The organism is Acinetobacter sp. ANC_7655 (assembly GCF_056784015.1).
The window spans coordinates 17,331-35,024 of sequence record NZ_JBWYJB010000013.1 but is presented as its reverse complement, the minus strand read 5'-3'; the positions used below and the strand labels follow the sequence as shown (position 1 = coordinate 35,024).

Sequence of the window (17,694 nt, the reverse complement as noted above, 5' to 3'; positions counted from 1 at the left end):
CTCTCATCCTTGTTGCCCAAGTAATAGTTTTTCAAGATAGGGATTGAGAAACTTTCGATGGGGATCGAGCGCTTCTCTGATTTGCATAAATTCATTCCATTTCGGATAAAGAGCTCGCATCTCTTGGTGAGACAGTTGATGCATCTTAGCCCAGTGTGGACGGCCTCGATATTTTTGAAAAATCGGCTCAATAAGATCAAATACTTTTTGAGGTGACTGCTTATAATATTGATGGATTGAAATCGAAATACTGTCTTGCTGATAGAAAGGACTTAGCCAAATATCGTCCCCTTTGACCACGCGGAATTCGATAGGGAAAAAAGAATTTATTTGATATTTTCTAAACGTTGCAATCACTTCTTTGATGCATTGAATACCATTCTCAATTGGAATTTGATATTCCATTTCATTGAATTTGGTATTCCGAGGTGTTGCAAAAATATCACCCGACCAATCAATGAATTCTGTTGGCTTCACAAAAACACCGACTAATTTTTGAAGATATTTCGTCAAAAAAGGGGCTTTTTTAGAAATTTCACAACACCATGTTAAAAGTTGATCCTCAGATGGCCAAGAAGTTTCTCTTGGCTTCACCTCACCCTCTGTAACATCAAGTGTTTTAAAAATTAACTGATCTGTAAAAGGGAAAATAAAATACTCCAAATGCCGATGTTGGTGCATCAATTGGAGAAATTGATCAAGGCTTTCTTCTACAGGGGCTAAATGAATTTTCTCTTTCAATTTATATCTAGGGCGGTTTTGCATGGTTATTTTCGTTAATATCCCGAGCGATCCCAACGATACTCTACCTGCCTGAAAAATTTCAGGGTTCTCCGTCTTTGAGCATTGGATTAAATCCCCATTTGCCTGTAATAGCTCAAAATCTTCTACATAGCCTGAAATAGAATATAGCGCTGCACCTGTCCCGTGTGTTCCTGTAGATACAGCACCAGCTAAACTTTGTTGATCAATATCACCCTGATTCATAAGCGACTGCTCATAAGGCGCAAGATGCTGGCCTAAATTGAATAGTCGAGTACCTGCCCATAACGTCGCTTGGCATTTAGCCTGATCAGCATTTAAGACACTTGAAAATCGGTCTAAAGAAATAATAGACGCATCCGTTTTTACCAACGGAGTAAATGAGTGCCCTGCACCAACCACACGAACTTTAGGATGTTGAATCACAATATCCTGTAATTCATGTAATTGGTCTGGATATAAGATATGTTGCGGGTTTGAGTGGCAATATCCCGACCAGTTAGACCAATAATGATGTGTCAGATTACTCATGTTGCCAACTCCTTTTGTGCAACGGCGGTTTGAACATTTCCCCGATTGGTTCTTTTCTCTAATTCTTTTTGAGGTACTGCTTTAGGTACGCAATTTGATAATTGACGTTGTTCAGGTGGCAAACAAATCTGTTTAGCCAAATGTTTAAAATAGGTTTGAAAAGCTGCCAAAGTCCATTGACCAAATAAAGTGTGTCCACCTTCATAGGCTTGTTCTTGATATTCTTCGAATGTCGTGACATAGCCCATATAGTCATTACAATAAGATGCAAACCAAATTTTTGCGTTAGGAAATGTCGGTAATACACTTTTCTGAATGGTATTTAATACGCGCTTACCTGAAGTTGTTGTAAACTCTCCGGGAACACATACCAAAAAAAGTTGACCGATTCGAATGAGCTGAATTGGCACAATATGTGGCACTAAATCGCTTTCTTGAATTGCGCCGGCGTGAACTTGAGCATTCATTTCAGCAATGAGTGGATCTAAAACACCAGGAAGTGAACCTAATTTTTTTCCTAATATCCGATGCTGACCCGATTCAAAAATAATATTTTTGGGTCCTTGAGCATGATAAAGCTTCTGATAATAAGCACTTTCCACTGGATCTTTTGAATTCAATTTACTTCGTTTGAATTGTTTTGAAAGTAAATTCATAGCCATGATCAATGGCTTTGCAGCACCCACACCATCGACTGGTGTGCCCGCAATAAATGCTGTCCCATGACAAGCTTGGCTTGTTATCGCATTGCTATATCCACCTGAAAACTCTGGATCAGCCACAGTATTTGCCATATCCACATACTCGAGTACTGCATCCAAATCTTGATATTGGATGTTTTGATTCTGTTTCTCAAGTAAAGCGGCTAAAGCATACTCACTCTGTATACGACCATTGTTTCTCGCATAGATGTATTCTGCTTCACCTTTTATCTTTTTTCTGATCTTAGTCTGATTCTTTCCATGGAAGTGTGGTGACACATCGCCTGCTGTTGCTTGCGCAAATATACAAACTGGTCCATCCACCCCAGCAGCACTTAAGGTCTCTTCCGAAAGTGTTGCGGCATAGCCTTTATTATCACCATCATGAGCGTCTAATTGATTGCCCAAACATGTCGCATGCACACCAAAAAGTGACAACAGAGAATGAAGCTTTTCCCCACGATAAAAGCCAAGGACTTGCATTTGTCGATTGATTGCTTTGTAAGTTTCAGATTCATCGACGAATGCAGTATCGAGATTTCGATTATACGCTTTTATCGAGCGATTCCATGCCACAGGGACTTGCTCAGGAATGTCAATTGTCGCTAATCGAATCTCTGTAAAATCGCGATTGAATAATGCCTGTTGAATACTGGATTGCACAGCATCCACAACTGCATCAAGGTGCGCAGGCACAAATCCTGGTGTCGGCATATTATAAAGAGCTTCATAACCACAACCGCCTGGACCTGAATGGGTATGCGTTGCCATTAGAACCAAACGATGCGGATCGAAACAATCCCTCAACGTTTCATTCAAGCGTTGGATTACATTGATTCGAATTGCTGAAGTAATACAGCCAAAATCTAGACAACATAATATCAATGGGGCATCTTGATCTTTTTGAATGGTCACTGTTCTCGCATACAGCGCAGTTCTTTTTTTATAGGCACGGTGATGCCACATCCCATAGCCAAACATGGCATAGCCTTTGGGTTCGATGTTAATTTCATCTTTCCCCCACCCAACAATATACATATGCAAAATCCTTTTGCTTTTATTATTCGATTTTGAAACTTAAAATCTGTTTAAAATTTACCCTATTTCTCGATCAATTACATTATTCAGCACAAATAAATATCACCAACTTCACGAATAAATCGCAATAAAATGAAGTTAAAAAATATGAAATTTCGCCTAATTGACAAAATGTCACGTTTGCTCGACTAAAGGATAAATGTATTCCGTTTATTTTTTGCTTATCTTTTACTCAGGATTATAAAAATGAAGATGGATACTAAAATGAATTTAAGTCCGTATGACGAACTACCTAGAACGCCAGCAAATTTTGTTGCCCTTTCTCCACTCAGATATTTAGAGCGTGCGGCCTATATCTACCCTCAGCAAGATGCAATTATTCATGGTACACGCCGGATTAGCTGGAAAGAAAAGTACAAACGTTGCCGTCAATTTGCCGATCAGCTGCAAAAGCTTGGTATTCAAAAAAATGATACTGTGTCGGTATTACTTCCAAATATTCCAGCCATGATCGAAGCGCATTTTGCAGTGCCTATGGCAGGCGCTGTACTCAATACATTAAATACGCGCCTAGATGCAAAAACACTCGCATTTATGCTTGAACATGCTGAATCAAAAGTACTTTTAGTTGACCCTGAATTCTCAGAATTAGCACAGGAAGCTTTAGCACAAGTTCCTCAGGACATTTATGTTATCGATGTTGCAGATACTGAATATGAATTCAATGATCAAGCGCCCCGTATTGGAAAAATTGAGTATGAATCTTGGCTTTCACAAGGTAATCCTGAGTTTGAGTGGCAATTACCACAGGATGAATGGGATGCCATCAGCTTAAACTACACCTCAGGCACAACTGGGAATCCAAAAGGTGTGGTCTATCATCATCGTGGGGCTTATATTAATGCAGCGAGTAATATCATTGCTTGTGGTATGACACCCCGTGCCACCTATTTATGGACTTTGCCTCTGTTCCATTGTAATGGATGGTGTTTCGCTTGGACCATGGCCGCCAACGGTGGCACAAATGTTTGTCTTCGAAAAGTTGATCCAGCACAGATCTATCAATTGATCGCGGATCATCAAGTCGATTACTTCTGCGGTGCACCAATTGTATTGTCCATGTTGATCAACACACCAAAAGAGCAACAACGCGAAATTAATCATCGAGTTGAAGTGATGGTTGCTGGTGCAGCGCCACCAGCTGCCATTATTGAAGGTATGCGAAATTTAGGAATCAATGTTACCCACGTCTATGGTCTCACTGAAACCTATGGACCATCAGCGCTATGTGCTTCGCAAGCAGGCTGGAGTGATTTAAGCATCCAAGAACAAGCTCAACTACATTCACGTCAAGGTGTACCTTATCCACTTCAAGATGGGATGAAAGTACTAGATCCTGAAACGATGCTGCCTGTACCGAATGATGGTCAGACCATGGGCGAAATTATGTTCCGTGGCAACATTGTCATGAAAGGGTACTTGAAGAATCCTGAAGCCACCGCTGAAGCATTTGCTGGTGGATGGTTCCATACTGGCGATCTTGCCGTATGCCAGCCTGATGGTTATGCCAAAATCACAGATCGCTCGAAAGATGTGATTATTTCTGGTGGTGAAAATATTTCTTCACTTGAAGTGGAAGAAGTACTTTATCAACACCCTGCCGTGCTGACAGCTGCAGTTGTTGCAAAACCTGATCCACGTTGGCAAGAAGTTCCATGCGCATTTATTGAATTGAAGCAAGGGCAACAAGCTACACCTGAAGAAATCATTGAATACTGCAAACAACATCTTGCTCGATTCAAGGTACCTAAAGACGTAGTGATTACTGAAATCCCTAAAACTTCAACAGGTAAACTGCAAAAGTTTGTGTTGCGAGATTGGGCAAAAGATCGTGCTGCACTCTAAATATTAAGCATCTAAGAAATAAAAAAGGTCTGAAACATCAGACCTTTTTTTTGACCATTAACGATCAGAGATAAGTGCAACTTGCTGAACGTAATTCAGCAAATTTAACTTAGATTGTGCAACAGCATCCTCACCTAAGTTTTGTTGAATATCACGTTCAATACGAAGTAAATGCTGACGTATTGCATGATGCTCTGCAGCATTGTAAGTCTTCATAAATTCTTTAATAACAGGCTCACCTTGTGCAATCATACGATCGACCCAGCGGTGCAATTGTGCTGTCTTTTTCGCCCCTTGTTGAGGTGTCAAATAAGATAAGATCATGCTCTCGTCTTCATTGCGTAATAATTTACCAATACGCAAAAATTGACGACGACGAGCCTCACCTGATGTTATCAATTGAACATCCAATAAAGCTTCAATTAAGCGTTCTTCCACAGGAAGGCTTTCAATCTTTTTTTTGGGTAACTCAGCAAGTTGAGCCCCTAAAGCAGCCATACGTTGTACAGCTTTCTTTTGTTCAGTTTTACTTGCACGTCCTTCTAAAGACTCAAAATCATCTTCAGTAAAACGTTGCGATCGACGTGCCACGATTATTCAGCCTCGTAAAATTTTGCTGCGAATAATGCTTGAACTTCAGACAAAGCTTTCTCTTCATCTGCCCCTTCAATCACTAGTCTTAATGTAGTTCCTTTGCCTGCACCGAGCATGAGCAAAGACATAATATTTTTGGCATCGACTAATTTATCGCCCTTACCAATTTTAATCGAACTTCGAAATTTGGTAGTGACCTCAATGAGCTTGCCTGACGCACGCGCATGTAATCCTAATTTGTTAATTACGTCAACAGTTGTGTCAATCATGACCAGTGCTTCATTTCTCTATGCAAGACCTGAATAGACCATTGTGCCTCAAGCGCCTTTTTGAGTCTATCCACAATAAATACAGAGCGGTGCTGACCACCTGTACATCCAATCGAAACCGTAATGTAATGGCGATGCCCTTCTGCAAAGGCAGGCAACCACTTCTCTAAAAATTGCTTTAAATCCTCAAACATCATATTCACTTGGTCAAATGATGTCAGGAATTTTTCAATGGGCTCATCTAAACCCGAATATTTTCTAAGCTCTAAATCCCAATGTGGATTGGGTAAATGCCGCACATCAAAAATAAAATCAGCATCCAACGGAATACCATGCTTATATCCAAAAGACTGTAAAATAACAATTAAGTTATCTACCTGCCCTAAGCGGGATAATAATGTATCTTTAAGATCATGGACACTTTTATCTGATGTATCAATCTGTACAGTTGCTCTTAATTGAATCGGCAACAGTAATTGTTTCTCTTCCTGAATGCACTCATTCAGACTTTTAAAACGATTCGCCAGTGGATGAGGTCGACGCGAAGCACTAAAACGAGCAATTAACTCTTGATCTTTGGTGGTGAGATAAATCACCTCGACCTCACCATGTTTTTCCAGTTGCTGATAAACTTGCTCAAATTCTTGCAAATCAGCGCGTGTACTCCGAACATCAACCCCTAAAGCCAATTGTTCTAAATTATTTTCTTGATCTAACTTTCCAACGATCTCAGGAAGTAATGCTAGCGGCAAATTATCGATACAGTAATAACCTAAATCTTCGAGAACCTGCAATGCAGATGACTTCCCTGAACCGGATTGTCCTGTAACAATAAGAATTCGCTTCATGCACCACACCTGACGATCATCATCGAGTTTAATCCTGTTTTAATGACTGATTTGTAAATTGTCGATCAAGCGTGTCGAGCCAATTTTCGCAGCAACAAATAACACAATATCTTGGTCAAATTGCTCAACTGCCTGCAACATTGGATTACGTGCTTCAACATAATCCACGACAAAGCCAGCATTACTTAAAGTTGATTTTATCTCAGCAAGAACCTCTGTAAGCGCTTGACCTTGTTTTAAATTTGTTTCAGCAGTTTTTAAAGATTGATAAATCACTGGTGCAATTTGACGATGTTCAGCCGAAAGATAACCATTACGTGAACTTAATGCCAAACCATCTTCAGCACGTGCAATTGGCACACCAATAATTTCAATCGGCATGTTCAAGTCACGTACCATTGTCTTAATCACAGCCAACTGCTGGTAGTCTTTTTGACCAAAGAATGCAAAATGTGGTTGTACGATATTAAATAACTTCGTTACCACTACCGCAACACCATCAAAGTGCCCCGGACGTTGAGCACCACATAAATCATTGGTGATTTGACCGACACTAATGTTAGTTAAGCGAGGTTGACTGCCATACATTTGCTCAACTGAAGGTGCAAAAATAATGTCACAACCCTCTTCAGCCAACAACTGACTATCTTGATCAAGTGTGCGTGGGTAACTGTCATAATCTTCATTTGGGCCAAATTGAATCGGATTCACAAAAATACTGACCACAACCACATCACATAATTTACGTGCTTCACGTACTAAATTTAAGTGACCTTGATGTAGATTCCCCATGGTCGGGACAAAACCAATAGTCTTTCGTGCTTGACGAGCAGCATGAAGTGATGCGGTTAAACCATGGATTGTTGTTTCAGTTTTCATGATTAAAGCTCAACTTGGAACGTATGTTCTTTAGCAGGGAAAGATTGATCTAGTACAGCAGCATGATACGATTTGATTGCATCAAGAATGGCTGTTTCACCAGACTGTTCTTTCATAAAATTACGTACAAAACGTGCAACACGACCGAAGTTTAATCCCAGCATATCTTGAACAACCAGAACTTGCCCATCGGTTTGTGCCCCAGCACCAATACCAATCACAGGTACATGCGGAAATAGTTCTGTAATTTCTTGACCCAATTGTGCAGGTACACACTCTAGCAATAACACTGCAGCCCCAGCCTCAACAACGGCTTTACAATCAGCAATCAGTTGATCCGCAGCTTCACGCGTTTTGGCTTGTAATTTATAGCCACCAAATACATGAACGGATTGTGGCGTTAATCCAAGATGGATACACACTGGAATACCATTGCGAGTCAACACTTCTACCGTTTCAGCAAGCCAAGCACCACCTTCAAGCTTGACCATTTGTGCGCCAGCTTGCATCACTTTTTTCGAGTTTACTAATGCATCATTGAGTGTGGCATAACTCATAAAAGGAAGATCAGTTAAGATGAAAGCATGGTTATTTCCACGACGTACAACTGAGGTGTGATAGACCATATCTTCCACATTCACAGGCAACGTTGAATCATGGCCTTGAATAGTCATCCCAAGCGAATCACCAATTAAAATGGTATCTATTTCAGCAATTTCCATTGCCTTCGCCATACTGGCGTCATAACAAGTCAGACATGAAAATTTTCGACCTTGCTGTTTGAATTGTCTTAAATCGCTCAGACTGATCATAAGATGTCCTCTAACACAGTTCCTTAGAACATTTTAAAGTTTAAATATTGATCCAAGATGAATCTGCTAAAACATCCAATTGGCTGTGTTTTGCAATATTCGTTTCTCGAATTTTCTGTCCATGAATTTCTAATTCGACATCCAGATCTAATAACGGCAGTATGACAAAATCTCGCTCAAATATCCCGATATGCGGAACAGTTAAGCGATCATTTTGAATCGTTTGATCACCATATAACAATAGATCTAAATCGAGTGTGCGTTCACCCCAACGACGTAAACGCACCCGCCCTGCTTCATTTTCTATTTTTTGTAATTCATCCAATAATTCAAGCGCCGTTAGACTCGTATCTAAACGAACGACCGCATTGTGGTAATGTGGTTGGTCTTGAGGACCCATAGGTGGACTATGATAAAGCCTTGATGCTTTCACCACACCCAGCATTGCCAGTTTCGTATAGGCTTCTGCCATCAACTGCTGAGAATCACCTAAATTACTTCCCAGTCCAATATATGTTCGTACTGTCATTGGATAGGACCAAACACCACTGTATTTAAATCGCGTTTGACACGTTTACGCTTCAAAATAGGATGATCAGCTGCAATACCATTATCCAAAGCGATACTCGCATTTTGCTCTGTTCTTCGCTCATTCGCTGAAGCGGCCTTACGACTGCGGCGGCTACGTGACTCCGTTTCTTTAACTAGCGGTTCAATCTGCTGAGGCTTTGTTTCCGCAACATCTTCGGTCACGGCAACTTTACGTCGTGATTTAGTCCGTTGACGATTGTACTGCGCAATCACACGCTCTTTTTCGTCCAAAGACATCAACTGATAAGCATCCCACCATTGACCCATGCCATTGGTCGTCTGATCTCCAGACTTTTCACGCAGCAACATAAAGTCAAAACCTGCTCTAAAACGAGCATGACCTGAGAGTGCTTCAATTTGCTGAGGTTTTGGGTTCAACAAACGAGTTTGCATTTCCCAAACTTCACGAATAAATGTTTCTGCAAAACGCGGGATAATCGTGCGTGTCGCTTGGCGCTTCAGCACATCTAAGCCAGCTTGAGCACGTGCTTCAGCTGCCACAACACCTTTGTGCATATAAAAATCACAACGCTCAAGGAATGGTTTCCACAACAATACCGCATAGAAAAATGCAGGGTTGATCGTTTTACCAATTTGAATTCGCTGATCTGTATTTTTCGCTGCACGTTCAATAAATGCATCAATATGAGGAGGAATATCTGCAAATAATTGCTTCCAGATTCCAAACTCAATCAACATCGGGAGCACACGATTCAAATGCCCCATTGTGAATAACTTTTGAGATTCATCATATAAACGATGCGGTGATACATCACGTAAAAGCAAGGTTGCCTCAGCTGTAAATACATCTAAAATTGCAGGATCAATTTTAAAGTTAAGTTTCGCAGCAAATCTCAGTGTTCGTAACATACGAACTGGATCTTCTTCAAAACGTAACTTTGGATCCCCCAATAAACGCAATGTTTTTGTTTTTATATCATCAATAGCGTTACAGAAATCAAGAACGATACCCTTACGCGGTTGGTAATACATCGTATTGATTGAGAAATCTCGACGAGCAAAATCTTCTTCAATTGAGCCCCAATTATTATCTCTTAGAATCATCCCTGCAGCAGAAGTCACTGCTTTTTTAGGAGGAGCTCGGAAAGTGGCCACTTCAATTAATTCACGACCAGAATAGACATGAGCCAACTCAAAACGACGACCAATAATTCGGCAACGACGACCAAATACTTCTTTAATTTGTGAAGGTGTCGCATTGGTTACAGCATCGAAATCTTTAGGCGCAAGTCCAAGCATCAAATCACGGACACCACCACCGACGATATAAGCTTCATAGCCGGCTTTAGTTAAAGAATCAATAACATCTAAAATGGAAGAAGGTAATTGTGCAGTGGATAAACCGCACTTTGACGCGTGCAAAGTTTGCAAAAGACGCTGTCTCCTACGTCAGAACGTAAAATCATAATTGTGCTAATCATAGCTCTAACACAATCAAAGGGCAATTTTATTCTCCAAGATTCACCGTCAAAATTGATTAAATTTCAACACCCCTTAGTGCCATTTGATCTCTATAAAAATGTGTTAGAGGGCTAACTGGTTGCGATTCTTTTCGATAAACTTTGGACCTATTCCTTTGACATTTTGAAGTTCATCTACTGACTTAAAACTGCCATGCTTTTGCCGATACTCAATAATTGCAGCAGCTTTCTTCTCACCCACTCCTTTAATCATTTGTAGTTCAACCATTGAAGCCGTATTAAGACGAACTTTAGTTGATTGCCCGACACCACCAGCTGCTTGCTTTGATGATGTATTTACGGCTGGTCGAGATAAATAATGGTTCGCACTTTGCCGGTTAAGTCGTTGATCATGAGCTTCTTGCTCTGCTTTCCATTTTAAGTAAGATTGATCAAACTGTTGTGCATATGCCGAACTGATTAAACTCACACATGCAGTAAATATCAGAAGAAGAAAAGAAATGATGCTATTCATGTTGAACCTGAATTTTATTGTTATGTTGCTTTAGATACACTTTTGCCTGATCCCACAATTGGTCCATTTCTTTGAGACTCATATTTTCAATGGGCGTATTTCTATTTTTTGCCTGCAACTCAATGTATGAAAAACGTTGTTTAAATTTGTGGATGGTTCCAAGTAGAGCCATCTCACTTGAAATGCCGATTTTACGTCCAACATTGATTAAAGAAAATAAACAATCTCCAAACTCTTCTTGTATTTCGTCGGAATTTTGATGGTTGAGGGCTTCTCTTAATTCAGATAACTCTTCATCTAACTTTTCATACGCCTGCTCAACATTTTCGAAATCAAATCCAATCTGAGCTACATTTTTTTGAATTTGCTCGGCTTGATCTAAGGCAGGACCCGCTTTAATTTCATCTAAACGTGATTTAGTTTTGTCTTTGTTCTCTTCAGCCTTAATTTTTTGCCAAAGTTCACTCACCTGCTGTTCATTCAGTTGTTCAAATTGAGCTGATTGAAAGACATGAGGATGTCTTCGAATCAACTTGTCGCACAACGTTTCCACCACATCATGAAAATTAAATGCTCCTTGCTCACTATACATTTGCGCTTGAAATACAACTTGCAGCAGAAGATCTCCTAATTCCTCTTTTACATGCGCTGTATTTTGTGATCGAACTGCTTCTTCAACCTCATAAGCTTCTTCAATCGCATAGCGAGTCAAGCTTTCAGGCGTTTGTTTTTGATCCCATGGACATTTCGCACGAAGCTCTTGCATGATATTTAAAAGTTTTTCCATGAAAGTTGATCTCTAGTGAATGATGAGTTTAAAGTTATTGTTGATTCAATGAACAATCTTATGCTCAACTAGGAACATAAAATGATGTAAAACAACAAGGATTTTCGATGACATCTAGCATTTTTATCAGTGGCGCAGCACAAGGGATTGGCGCAGCTACCGCAAAACTATTCTATCAGCAAGGTTATAAAGTCGGTATTTATGACATCAATCTCGAACAAGCTGAACAATTGGCTCAATCTTTAGGGCCAAATGCTAAAGCGGGTTTGCTAGATGTTTCCCAATACGACCAATGGCAAAGTGCTTTAACTGAGTTCAACGAATGGGCTGGTGAAATAAATATATTATTAAATAATGCTGGCATCTTATATTCAGGGGCATTCGAAAATACAGATATCTCATCGCATCATCGAACATTTAATATCAATGTTAACGGCGTTCTCAATGGCTGTCACGCTGCGCTCCCTTTCTTAAAACAGGCCTCCCACGCACGTATCATCAATATGTCCTCTGCTTCTGCTATCTATGGTCAAGCTGATTTAGTGTCCTATTCAGCAAGTAAATTTGCTGTTCGCGGCATTACAGAAGGTCTTGATGTTGAATGGCAAAAATATGGAATACGCGTATTAGACATCATGCCATTATTTGTTCAGACTGCCATGGTAAAAGGCATGGATGCGGGTACGATTCAAAATATAGGAGTCAGTCTCAGCGCCCAAGACGTTGCTCAGGAAATTTACCGTGTCGCTCGTTTAAAAAACCATCACTTAACCGTGACTCACCATACGGTTGGCATCAAAACTGAATTGATGTATCACCTGTCAAGATTTAGCCCTCAATTGATCAACAGAGTGACAAACTTAATATTAAGTAAAAAGAAATGACAAATTGGTCACATTTGTGTAATATTCTCTCGCCTCAACAGGGGCATTTATAACAATGCGTTACAAATGAGAATATATAATGAAAAAAATTTTAACTTTAGCTATCGCTACTGCTTTAACAACGACTCTTGCTCAAGCTGCGGGTGAACTACCAACGCATCAGCACTCAACTGCTGAACTCAAGGCAATGGATTGTGCAACACTAGCTGTTGAAAAAGCCAATGCTAAGCGTAACTTAGAAAATGCTGATAAAAATATTGCAGCTGCTGCAACCCAAACACCAGCTAAATCATTGAGCAAATGGGCGGGTATGGCAGGTAATGCATTATCTACTTTCGGTGGCAACTCAGAAAAAGCAACAAAGATGGGGCAAGTTGCAAACTCTGTAGCGGGTGAAAGCGATACTTCTGATGCTGCAAATATTCCATTACAGCAACAGATCAAAGCTGCATCACAAGCAAACATTGATAATATTGGAATCTATCAAGGTTCTAAAAAATGCAAAATCTGATTTAACGCTATTTGAGTGATCAGTCATAAAAAAGCCTGCTAAAGCAGGCTTTTTTTTAATTCCCTTGCACCAAACGTCTTGCGCTAATGATGCCTGGTTGCTGTTCCAATCGAGCCAACAAGCGAGACAATTGAGCCAAACCTTTGACCTCAATCAACAGCTTCATATTGGCAATACCATCCGCTTCGGAAATGGTATTCACTTGGCGAATATTAATCTGATCTGAAAAAATCACTTGGGTTAGATCCTTCAGCAGTCCTCGACGATCATAAGCCTCAACCACAATTTGGACACTCTGCCCTCTTGTCGGTTGCATTTCCCAATCTGCTTCAACAGCGCGTTCAGGTTCTTGGCTGATCATACGTACATAATCCGGACAAGCCACCTTATGAATACTCACCCCACGATTAAGTGTGATATATCCAGCAATCGACTCACCATGAACAGGCTGACAACATTGTGCAATATGTAGTTCAACATTATCCAAACCGTCAATCAGAATCCCATGCGCTGATAATGTATGACTCGCCCGTGGATTTAATGCTGGCTTCAGCACTAACTCAGGCTCATCTTGATCCAAGTGCATATGACGATTGACTTGATTAATCAATGCATGAAGACTGATATCTCCACTCACCAAGGATACAAGAATGTCCTCACCTGTTTTAACGTTAAAATGAGCACAATAATCACTCAAATCAATACTTTTTGGGTGAATTGCAAGACGTGATAATTCCTTGGTGAGAATCTCTCGACCGACTTCTAAGTTCTTACTACGGTCTTGCTGTCTGAACCAATGGCGCAACTTGTCTCTTGCACGTGCTGTCTTGATATAACCTAAAGAGTTCACCAACCAATCACGATTTGGCTCACGATCTTTCTTGGTCAAAATCTCGACTTGTTCACCTGTTTTTAATGTATAAGTCAGTGGAACATAACGTTGGTTTACACGTGCTGCATAACACTTGTTGCCAACCTCCGTATGTACATGGTATGCAAAATCTAAAACGGTTGAATTACGTGGTAATTCTTTGATGTCACCATCACGACTAAAAACATAAATTTTTTCAAAATCTTCAAAATCTTGAAGCTGATTGAAATTTTCAGTTTCGTCTTCATTCGGATGCGCACCTGCTTCATTTCGTTCTTGATAATGCTCAAGCACCGAACGTAAAGAGTGTAAACGATGATTAAATGAATAATCTGTAGTTTTCGCACCTTCTTTATAATTGAAATGAGAACAAACGCCTAACTCAGCTTCTTCATGCATTTCAGTGGTTCTGATTTGTATCTCTAAAGATTTATTTTCAGCAATCACTGCAGTATGTAAAGAGCGATAACCATTGGCTTTCGGGTTAGTGATGTAATCATCAAATTGATGGGGAATATGACGCCAGATTTGGTGTACGATCCCCAAAGCGTGATAACACTCAGATACATTTTGAACTAATACACGAACAGCTCGAATGTCATATAGCTGATCGAAACTTAAGTTCTTGCTTTTCATTTTTCGATAAATCGAATAAATGTGTTTCACACGACCTGAGATTTCAGCCTCAATGCCATGCTTCAACAACTCACTTTTCAGCTTATCGACCACGAATTGAATATATTGTTCGCGCTCTAAGCGTTTTTCATTGAGTAAAGATGCAATTTCTTTATAGCGCTCTGGTGCTAAATAACGGAACGCAAGATCTTCAAGTTCCCATTTTAACTGCGCGATACCAAGACGATGCGCCAAGGGCGAGTAAATGGTCAAAATTTCTCGTGCGACACGCTCTTGACGCTCTTTTGGAGAGTTTGCCAACTCACGCAAAGCCAGCGTACGCTCAGCCAACTTGATTAATACAACGCGAACATCCTCTGTTACTGAGATCAACATCTTGTAAATCCCAGTTAAATGTTCACGCTGATTATTATTGAAGTGATCTTCTAAACGTTTATTTTTTTCGATCAGCTCTGACAACTTACCCATAGCCAAAGTGCCTTTCACCAAATTGTAGACACTTTCACCAAAGCTTTTACGAATCTCCTCAAGCGACGTCATGCCCTCACGCACACTACGATAAAGCATCGCTGCTGACAAAGTATCTTCATCAACATGTAGGTGAGCCAAAATATCTGCCATACCTAAGCCAGTCGCGAAGGTATTGGTTTTATGATGGTGATCAGAAGTCAGTTCTTTTTTTAAAACACTAAGAGCGACTTCTTCTAATTTTTTAAGTTCTGCACCGTCTAAAATAATCCGCGCACGGTCTAGCCAAGTTGCTAAACCAAGTTGCGCTTCAGCGGCATGTTCTACAGTCGTTTCCTCAGACAACTCAGTCAGTCGTCCAGGTAACTGCTCACGTACTGTGACCATACCCTTCTCCTTTTTTAAATCTAATCTTCATTTTATTAAATCAACACTTAGCACTAGCTTTTTTCAAATAAAGCAATAGATTCAACATGACCTGTATGACTGAACATATCCATCACACCAGCTTTCTTCAACTGATAACCATGTTGTACTAAAATCCCTGTATCACGTGCTAATGTAGCAGGATTACAGGAAACATAGACGATTTTTTTTGCACCAAAATTTGGCACATAGTGCATAATTTCTTCAGCTCCAGCGCGTGGTGGGTCTATTAAGAGTGCATCGAACCCTTGATTTGCCCAAGAATGTTGCGAAAAATCTTGCGTTAAATCCTGAGCATAAAATTTTACGTTTGTGATGCCGTTTTTCAGTGCATTTTCTGTCCCACGCATCACCATTTCCTCACTTCCCTCCACCGCGACGACCTCACCCCGTGTTACAGAACGTGCAAGTGGCAATGAGAAATTCCCTAGACCACAGAATAAATCAAGAACACGCTCATTTCCGCTCAGGTCAAGCAATTCACATGCCAGCTTCACCATTTGTGGATTAATGGTGGGGTTAACCTGAGTAAAGTCAGTCGGTTTAAAACCAAACGTCACGTTAAAATCCGGTAGTGAGTAATGTAATCGCTCAGATAGGTCACCATCCGCACGATGAACACTACTTACACCAGCTGGTTGCAAATAAAGCTGCCATGATCTTTCTAACGCAAATTCACGCAGTTGGTTGACATCATTTTGCAGTAATTTGTTGGTATGACGTATCAAAAGTGCAACCTCTTGATCTCCTTTCGCCAATTCGATATGACCTATATCTGCTTTTGCTTTTAGATTTTCAAGGAGTACCTTGAGGTGAGGTAACGCAGCATCTAGCTCTGCATCTAAAATTTTGCAGGTTTTAATTTCTGTAAGCTGATTAGATTGAACCTCACGAAAACCCATGACTAGTTTATTTTTTTTAGCAATGTAGCGAACGCCAATACGAGCCTTGTGACGATAATCTTCACGTGTCGAACGCAATGGTTCTAGCCACGACTCTGGAAGAGCACCTGCAAAGTGGGTGAGATGCGACTCTAAAACTGATTGTTTTAAACGAATTTGTTCATCTAATTTTATGTGCTGCATATTACAGCCTCCACATTTTCCAAAATGTGGACAAACTGGCTGTGTACGAATTGGACTCGGCGCCCCAATCAACTGCACACAATCAGCTTCTTCTAATTTTTTTGCCTGATGGGTAATTTGAGCTTCTACTGTTTCTCCTGGCAGTGCAAAACGAATAAAAACCTTTTTACCCAATTTGTCTTGAGGATGTTCCTGTCCTTGAAAATGTGCGATCCCTCGCCCTTCATGTGAAAGTCTCTCAACTGTAAATGTATAACGAGGAAGTTGAGATGAGCGATGTGCGGCACGTTGTTTCAAAGAGATAACCTAATGTTGAGTTGATTTAAAATCAGAAGCGGTGAAGTCAGTTTTTTCAGCAGTTTCTTGCCAAATACGCAAAAATTCTGTTTGCTGGGGTTGACCTTGAAGATAATGAATCGTCGCTTGAATCCACAGACGATGATCTTCAGGCAAAATCTGTCCTTTTAACAATACATAGCGCAGATAGACTAACCATGTGTTTAAAACATCCCCTTCACAATAACTGGTTAATTCTATCCAATTATTGTTACGAACATATTCAGGGATAAAATAACCTGGTGTTCCGCGCTTACCCGGGTAACCGAGCATATAGGCGACATCATCCAGTTTTTGGAAGTGACGCGCATTAAACATTGCCATAAAATCCATCAAATCAATATGACGATGATGGTAACGATTCTGGTAGTTATTATAGCGCTTTTGTGTATCAATTTCGCCTTGATCAAACAGACTTGGCGCAGACAACCCATGATACATTGCTCTATACATAATAACAGGCAGATCAAATTGGGAGCCATTCCAACTGACTAAAGTCGGATTACGTTTATCAAAAATTGATAGAAATTTTTGTAAAATTTCAGGTTCTGAATAATGTTCACGACTGAATGAAAATAATTTCATTCCCGCCTTTTCATCAATCCATAGTCCTGAAATACAGACAATTTCATGCAAAGCAAGTCGCTGAAAGTCAGTGCCCGCTTCTTGACGTCTTAACTTACTCAGCGCTTGTTCAATACTATCTTCTGGTAAATCTAAGCCATATAGATGCGCTCCTGATTTAAGATCGGTCAATGTTTCAATATCAAACACTAAAACAGGTAAGCGCATATAGATTTACTC

At 40.2% G+C, this 17,694-nt stretch carries 17 protein-coding genes; 3 read left to right on the top strand and 14 right to left on the bottom strand.

The window, feature by feature from the left end; translation table 11 throughout:
• Nucleotides 1-3: 3 nt before the first annotated feature.
• Together AC1M9N_RS12565 and AC1M9N_RS12560 are read right to left on the bottom strand one after the other, a co-directional pair.
• On the bottom strand, nt 4-1,293 hold the full coding sequence (locus AC1M9N_RS12565) for a D-arabinono-1,4-lactone oxidase (RefSeq protein ID WP_481590350.1): 1,290 nt from the start codon (nt 1,291-1,293) through the stop codon (nt 4-6).
• Nucleotides 1,290-3,032 (bottom strand): neutral/alkaline non-lysosomal ceramidase N-terminal domain-containing protein, encoded by a 1,743-nt coding sequence (locus AC1M9N_RS12560; RefSeq protein ID WP_481954850.1) that lies wholly within the window; start codon nt 3,030-3,032, stop codon nt 1,290-1,292. The genes AC1M9N_RS12565 and AC1M9N_RS12560 overlap by 4 nt, the downstream gene beginning before the upstream one ends.
• 264 nt (nt 3,033-3,296) lie before the next feature.
• Between AC1M9N_RS12560 and AC1M9N_RS12555 the strand changes: the two genes are divergently transcribed.
• Nucleotides 3,297-4,937 carry an acyl-CoA synthetase gene (locus AC1M9N_RS12555; RefSeq protein WP_481587552.1) on the top strand — a complete coding sequence of 547 codons (1,641 nt, stop codon included), beginning with the start codon at nt 3,297-3,299 and terminating at the stop codon, nt 4,935-4,937.
• Nucleotides 4,938-4,994: 57 nt separating this feature from the next.
• On the opposite strand, the gene yjgA is transcribed toward AC1M9N_RS12555, so the two are convergent.
• From yjgA to mazG, 9 genes are all read right to left on the bottom strand, one after another.
• A complete protein-coding gene (gene yjgA / locus AC1M9N_RS12550) occupies nt 4,995-5,528 on the bottom strand; it encodes a ribosome biogenesis factor YjgA (protein ID WP_481954849.1) in 534 nt (177 codons plus the stop codon).
• Between the two features lie 2 nt (nt 5,529-5,530).
• On the bottom strand, nt 5,531-5,800 hold the full coding sequence (locus AC1M9N_RS12545) for an HPr family phosphocarrier protein (protein WP_035265349.1): 270 nt from the start codon (nt 5,798-5,800) through the stop codon (nt 5,531-5,533).
• Nucleotides 5,797-6,648 carry an RNase adapter RapZ gene (gene rapZ, locus AC1M9N_RS12540; protein ID WP_035265345.1) on the bottom strand — a complete coding sequence of 284 codons (852 nt, stop codon included), beginning with the start codon at nt 6,646-6,648 and terminating at the stop codon, nt 5,797-5,799. Before rapZ ends, AC1M9N_RS12545 begins: the two co-directional genes overlap by 4 nt.
• Before the next feature lie 39 nt (nt 6,649-6,687).
• Complete coding sequence (gene panC, locus AC1M9N_RS12535; RefSeq protein ID WP_481591532.1) at nt 6,688-7,527, bottom strand: pantoate--beta-alanine ligase; 840 nt, start codon at nt 7,525-7,527, stop codon at nt 6,688-6,690.
• Nucleotides 7,528-7,529: 2 nt separating this feature from the next.
• On the bottom strand, nt 7,530-8,339 hold the full coding sequence (panB, locus tag AC1M9N_RS12530) for a 3-methyl-2-oxobutanoate hydroxymethyltransferase (RefSeq protein ID WP_481591533.1): 810 nt from the start codon (nt 8,337-8,339) through the stop codon (nt 7,530-7,532).
• A gap of 40 nt (nt 8,340-8,379) precedes the next feature.
• A complete protein-coding gene (folK, locus tag AC1M9N_RS12525; protein WP_035265339.1) occupies nt 8,380-8,868 on the bottom strand; it encodes a 2-amino-4-hydroxy-6-hydroxymethyldihydropteridine diphosphokinase in 489 nt (162 codons plus the stop codon).
• Entirely contained in the window at nt 8,865-10,322 is a 1,458-nt protein-coding gene (gene pcnB / locus AC1M9N_RS12520) for a polynucleotide adenylyltransferase PcnB (RefSeq protein ID WP_481954848.1), read from the bottom strand. Before pcnB ends, folK begins: the two co-directional genes overlap by 4 nt.
• A 153-nt stretch (nt 10,323-10,475) precedes the next feature.
• Entirely contained in the window at nt 10,476-10,886 is a 411-nt protein-coding gene (locus AC1M9N_RS12515) for a helix-hairpin-helix domain-containing protein (protein WP_481591535.1), read from the bottom strand.
• Nucleotides 10,879-11,673, bottom strand: coding sequence for a nucleoside triphosphate pyrophosphohydrolase (gene mazG, locus AC1M9N_RS12510; protein ID WP_481591536.1), 795 nt, complete (start codon nt 11,671-11,673; stop codon nt 10,879-10,881). Before mazG ends, AC1M9N_RS12515 begins: the two co-directional genes overlap by 8 nt.
• A gap of 107 nt (nt 11,674-11,780) precedes the next feature.
• Between mazG and AC1M9N_RS12505 the strand changes: the two genes are divergently transcribed.
• Nucleotides 11,781-12,557: an SDR family oxidoreductase gene (locus AC1M9N_RS12505; RefSeq protein ID WP_481607825.1), complete on the top strand. Its 777-nt coding sequence runs from the start codon at nt 11,781-11,783 to the stop codon at nt 12,555-12,557.
• Nucleotides 12,558-12,636: 79 nt separating this feature from the next.
• Nucleotides 12,637-13,068 (top strand): hypothetical protein, encoded by a 432-nt coding sequence (locus AC1M9N_RS12500; RefSeq protein ID WP_481588708.1) that lies wholly within the window; start codon nt 12,637-12,639, stop codon nt 13,066-13,068.
• A gap of 55 nt (nt 13,069-13,123) precedes the next feature.
• Here AC1M9N_RS12500 and AC1M9N_RS12495 read toward each other — a convergent pair whose 3' ends face one another.
• From AC1M9N_RS12495 to AC1M9N_RS12485, 3 genes are read right to left on the bottom strand one after another with little or no spacing between them, the layout of a single operon-like run.
• Nucleotides 13,124-15,430 carry a RelA/SpoT family protein gene (locus AC1M9N_RS12495; protein ID WP_035265331.1) on the bottom strand — a complete coding sequence of 769 codons (2,307 nt, stop codon included), beginning with the start codon at nt 15,428-15,430 and terminating at the stop codon, nt 13,124-13,126.
• 53 nt (nt 15,431-15,483) lie between these two features.
• Nucleotides 15,484-16,851: a 23S rRNA (uracil(1939)-C(5))-methyltransferase RlmD gene (rlmD, locus tag AC1M9N_RS12490; RefSeq protein WP_481588707.1), complete on the bottom strand. Its 1,368-nt coding sequence runs from the start codon at nt 16,849-16,851 to the stop codon at nt 15,484-15,486.
• 9 nt (nt 16,852-16,860) lie between these two features.
• A complete protein-coding gene (locus AC1M9N_RS12485; protein ID WP_035265329.1) occupies nt 16,861-17,682 on the bottom strand; it encodes a 3'-5' exonuclease in 822 nt (273 codons plus the stop codon).
• Nucleotides 17,683-17,694: the final 12 nt, after the last annotated feature.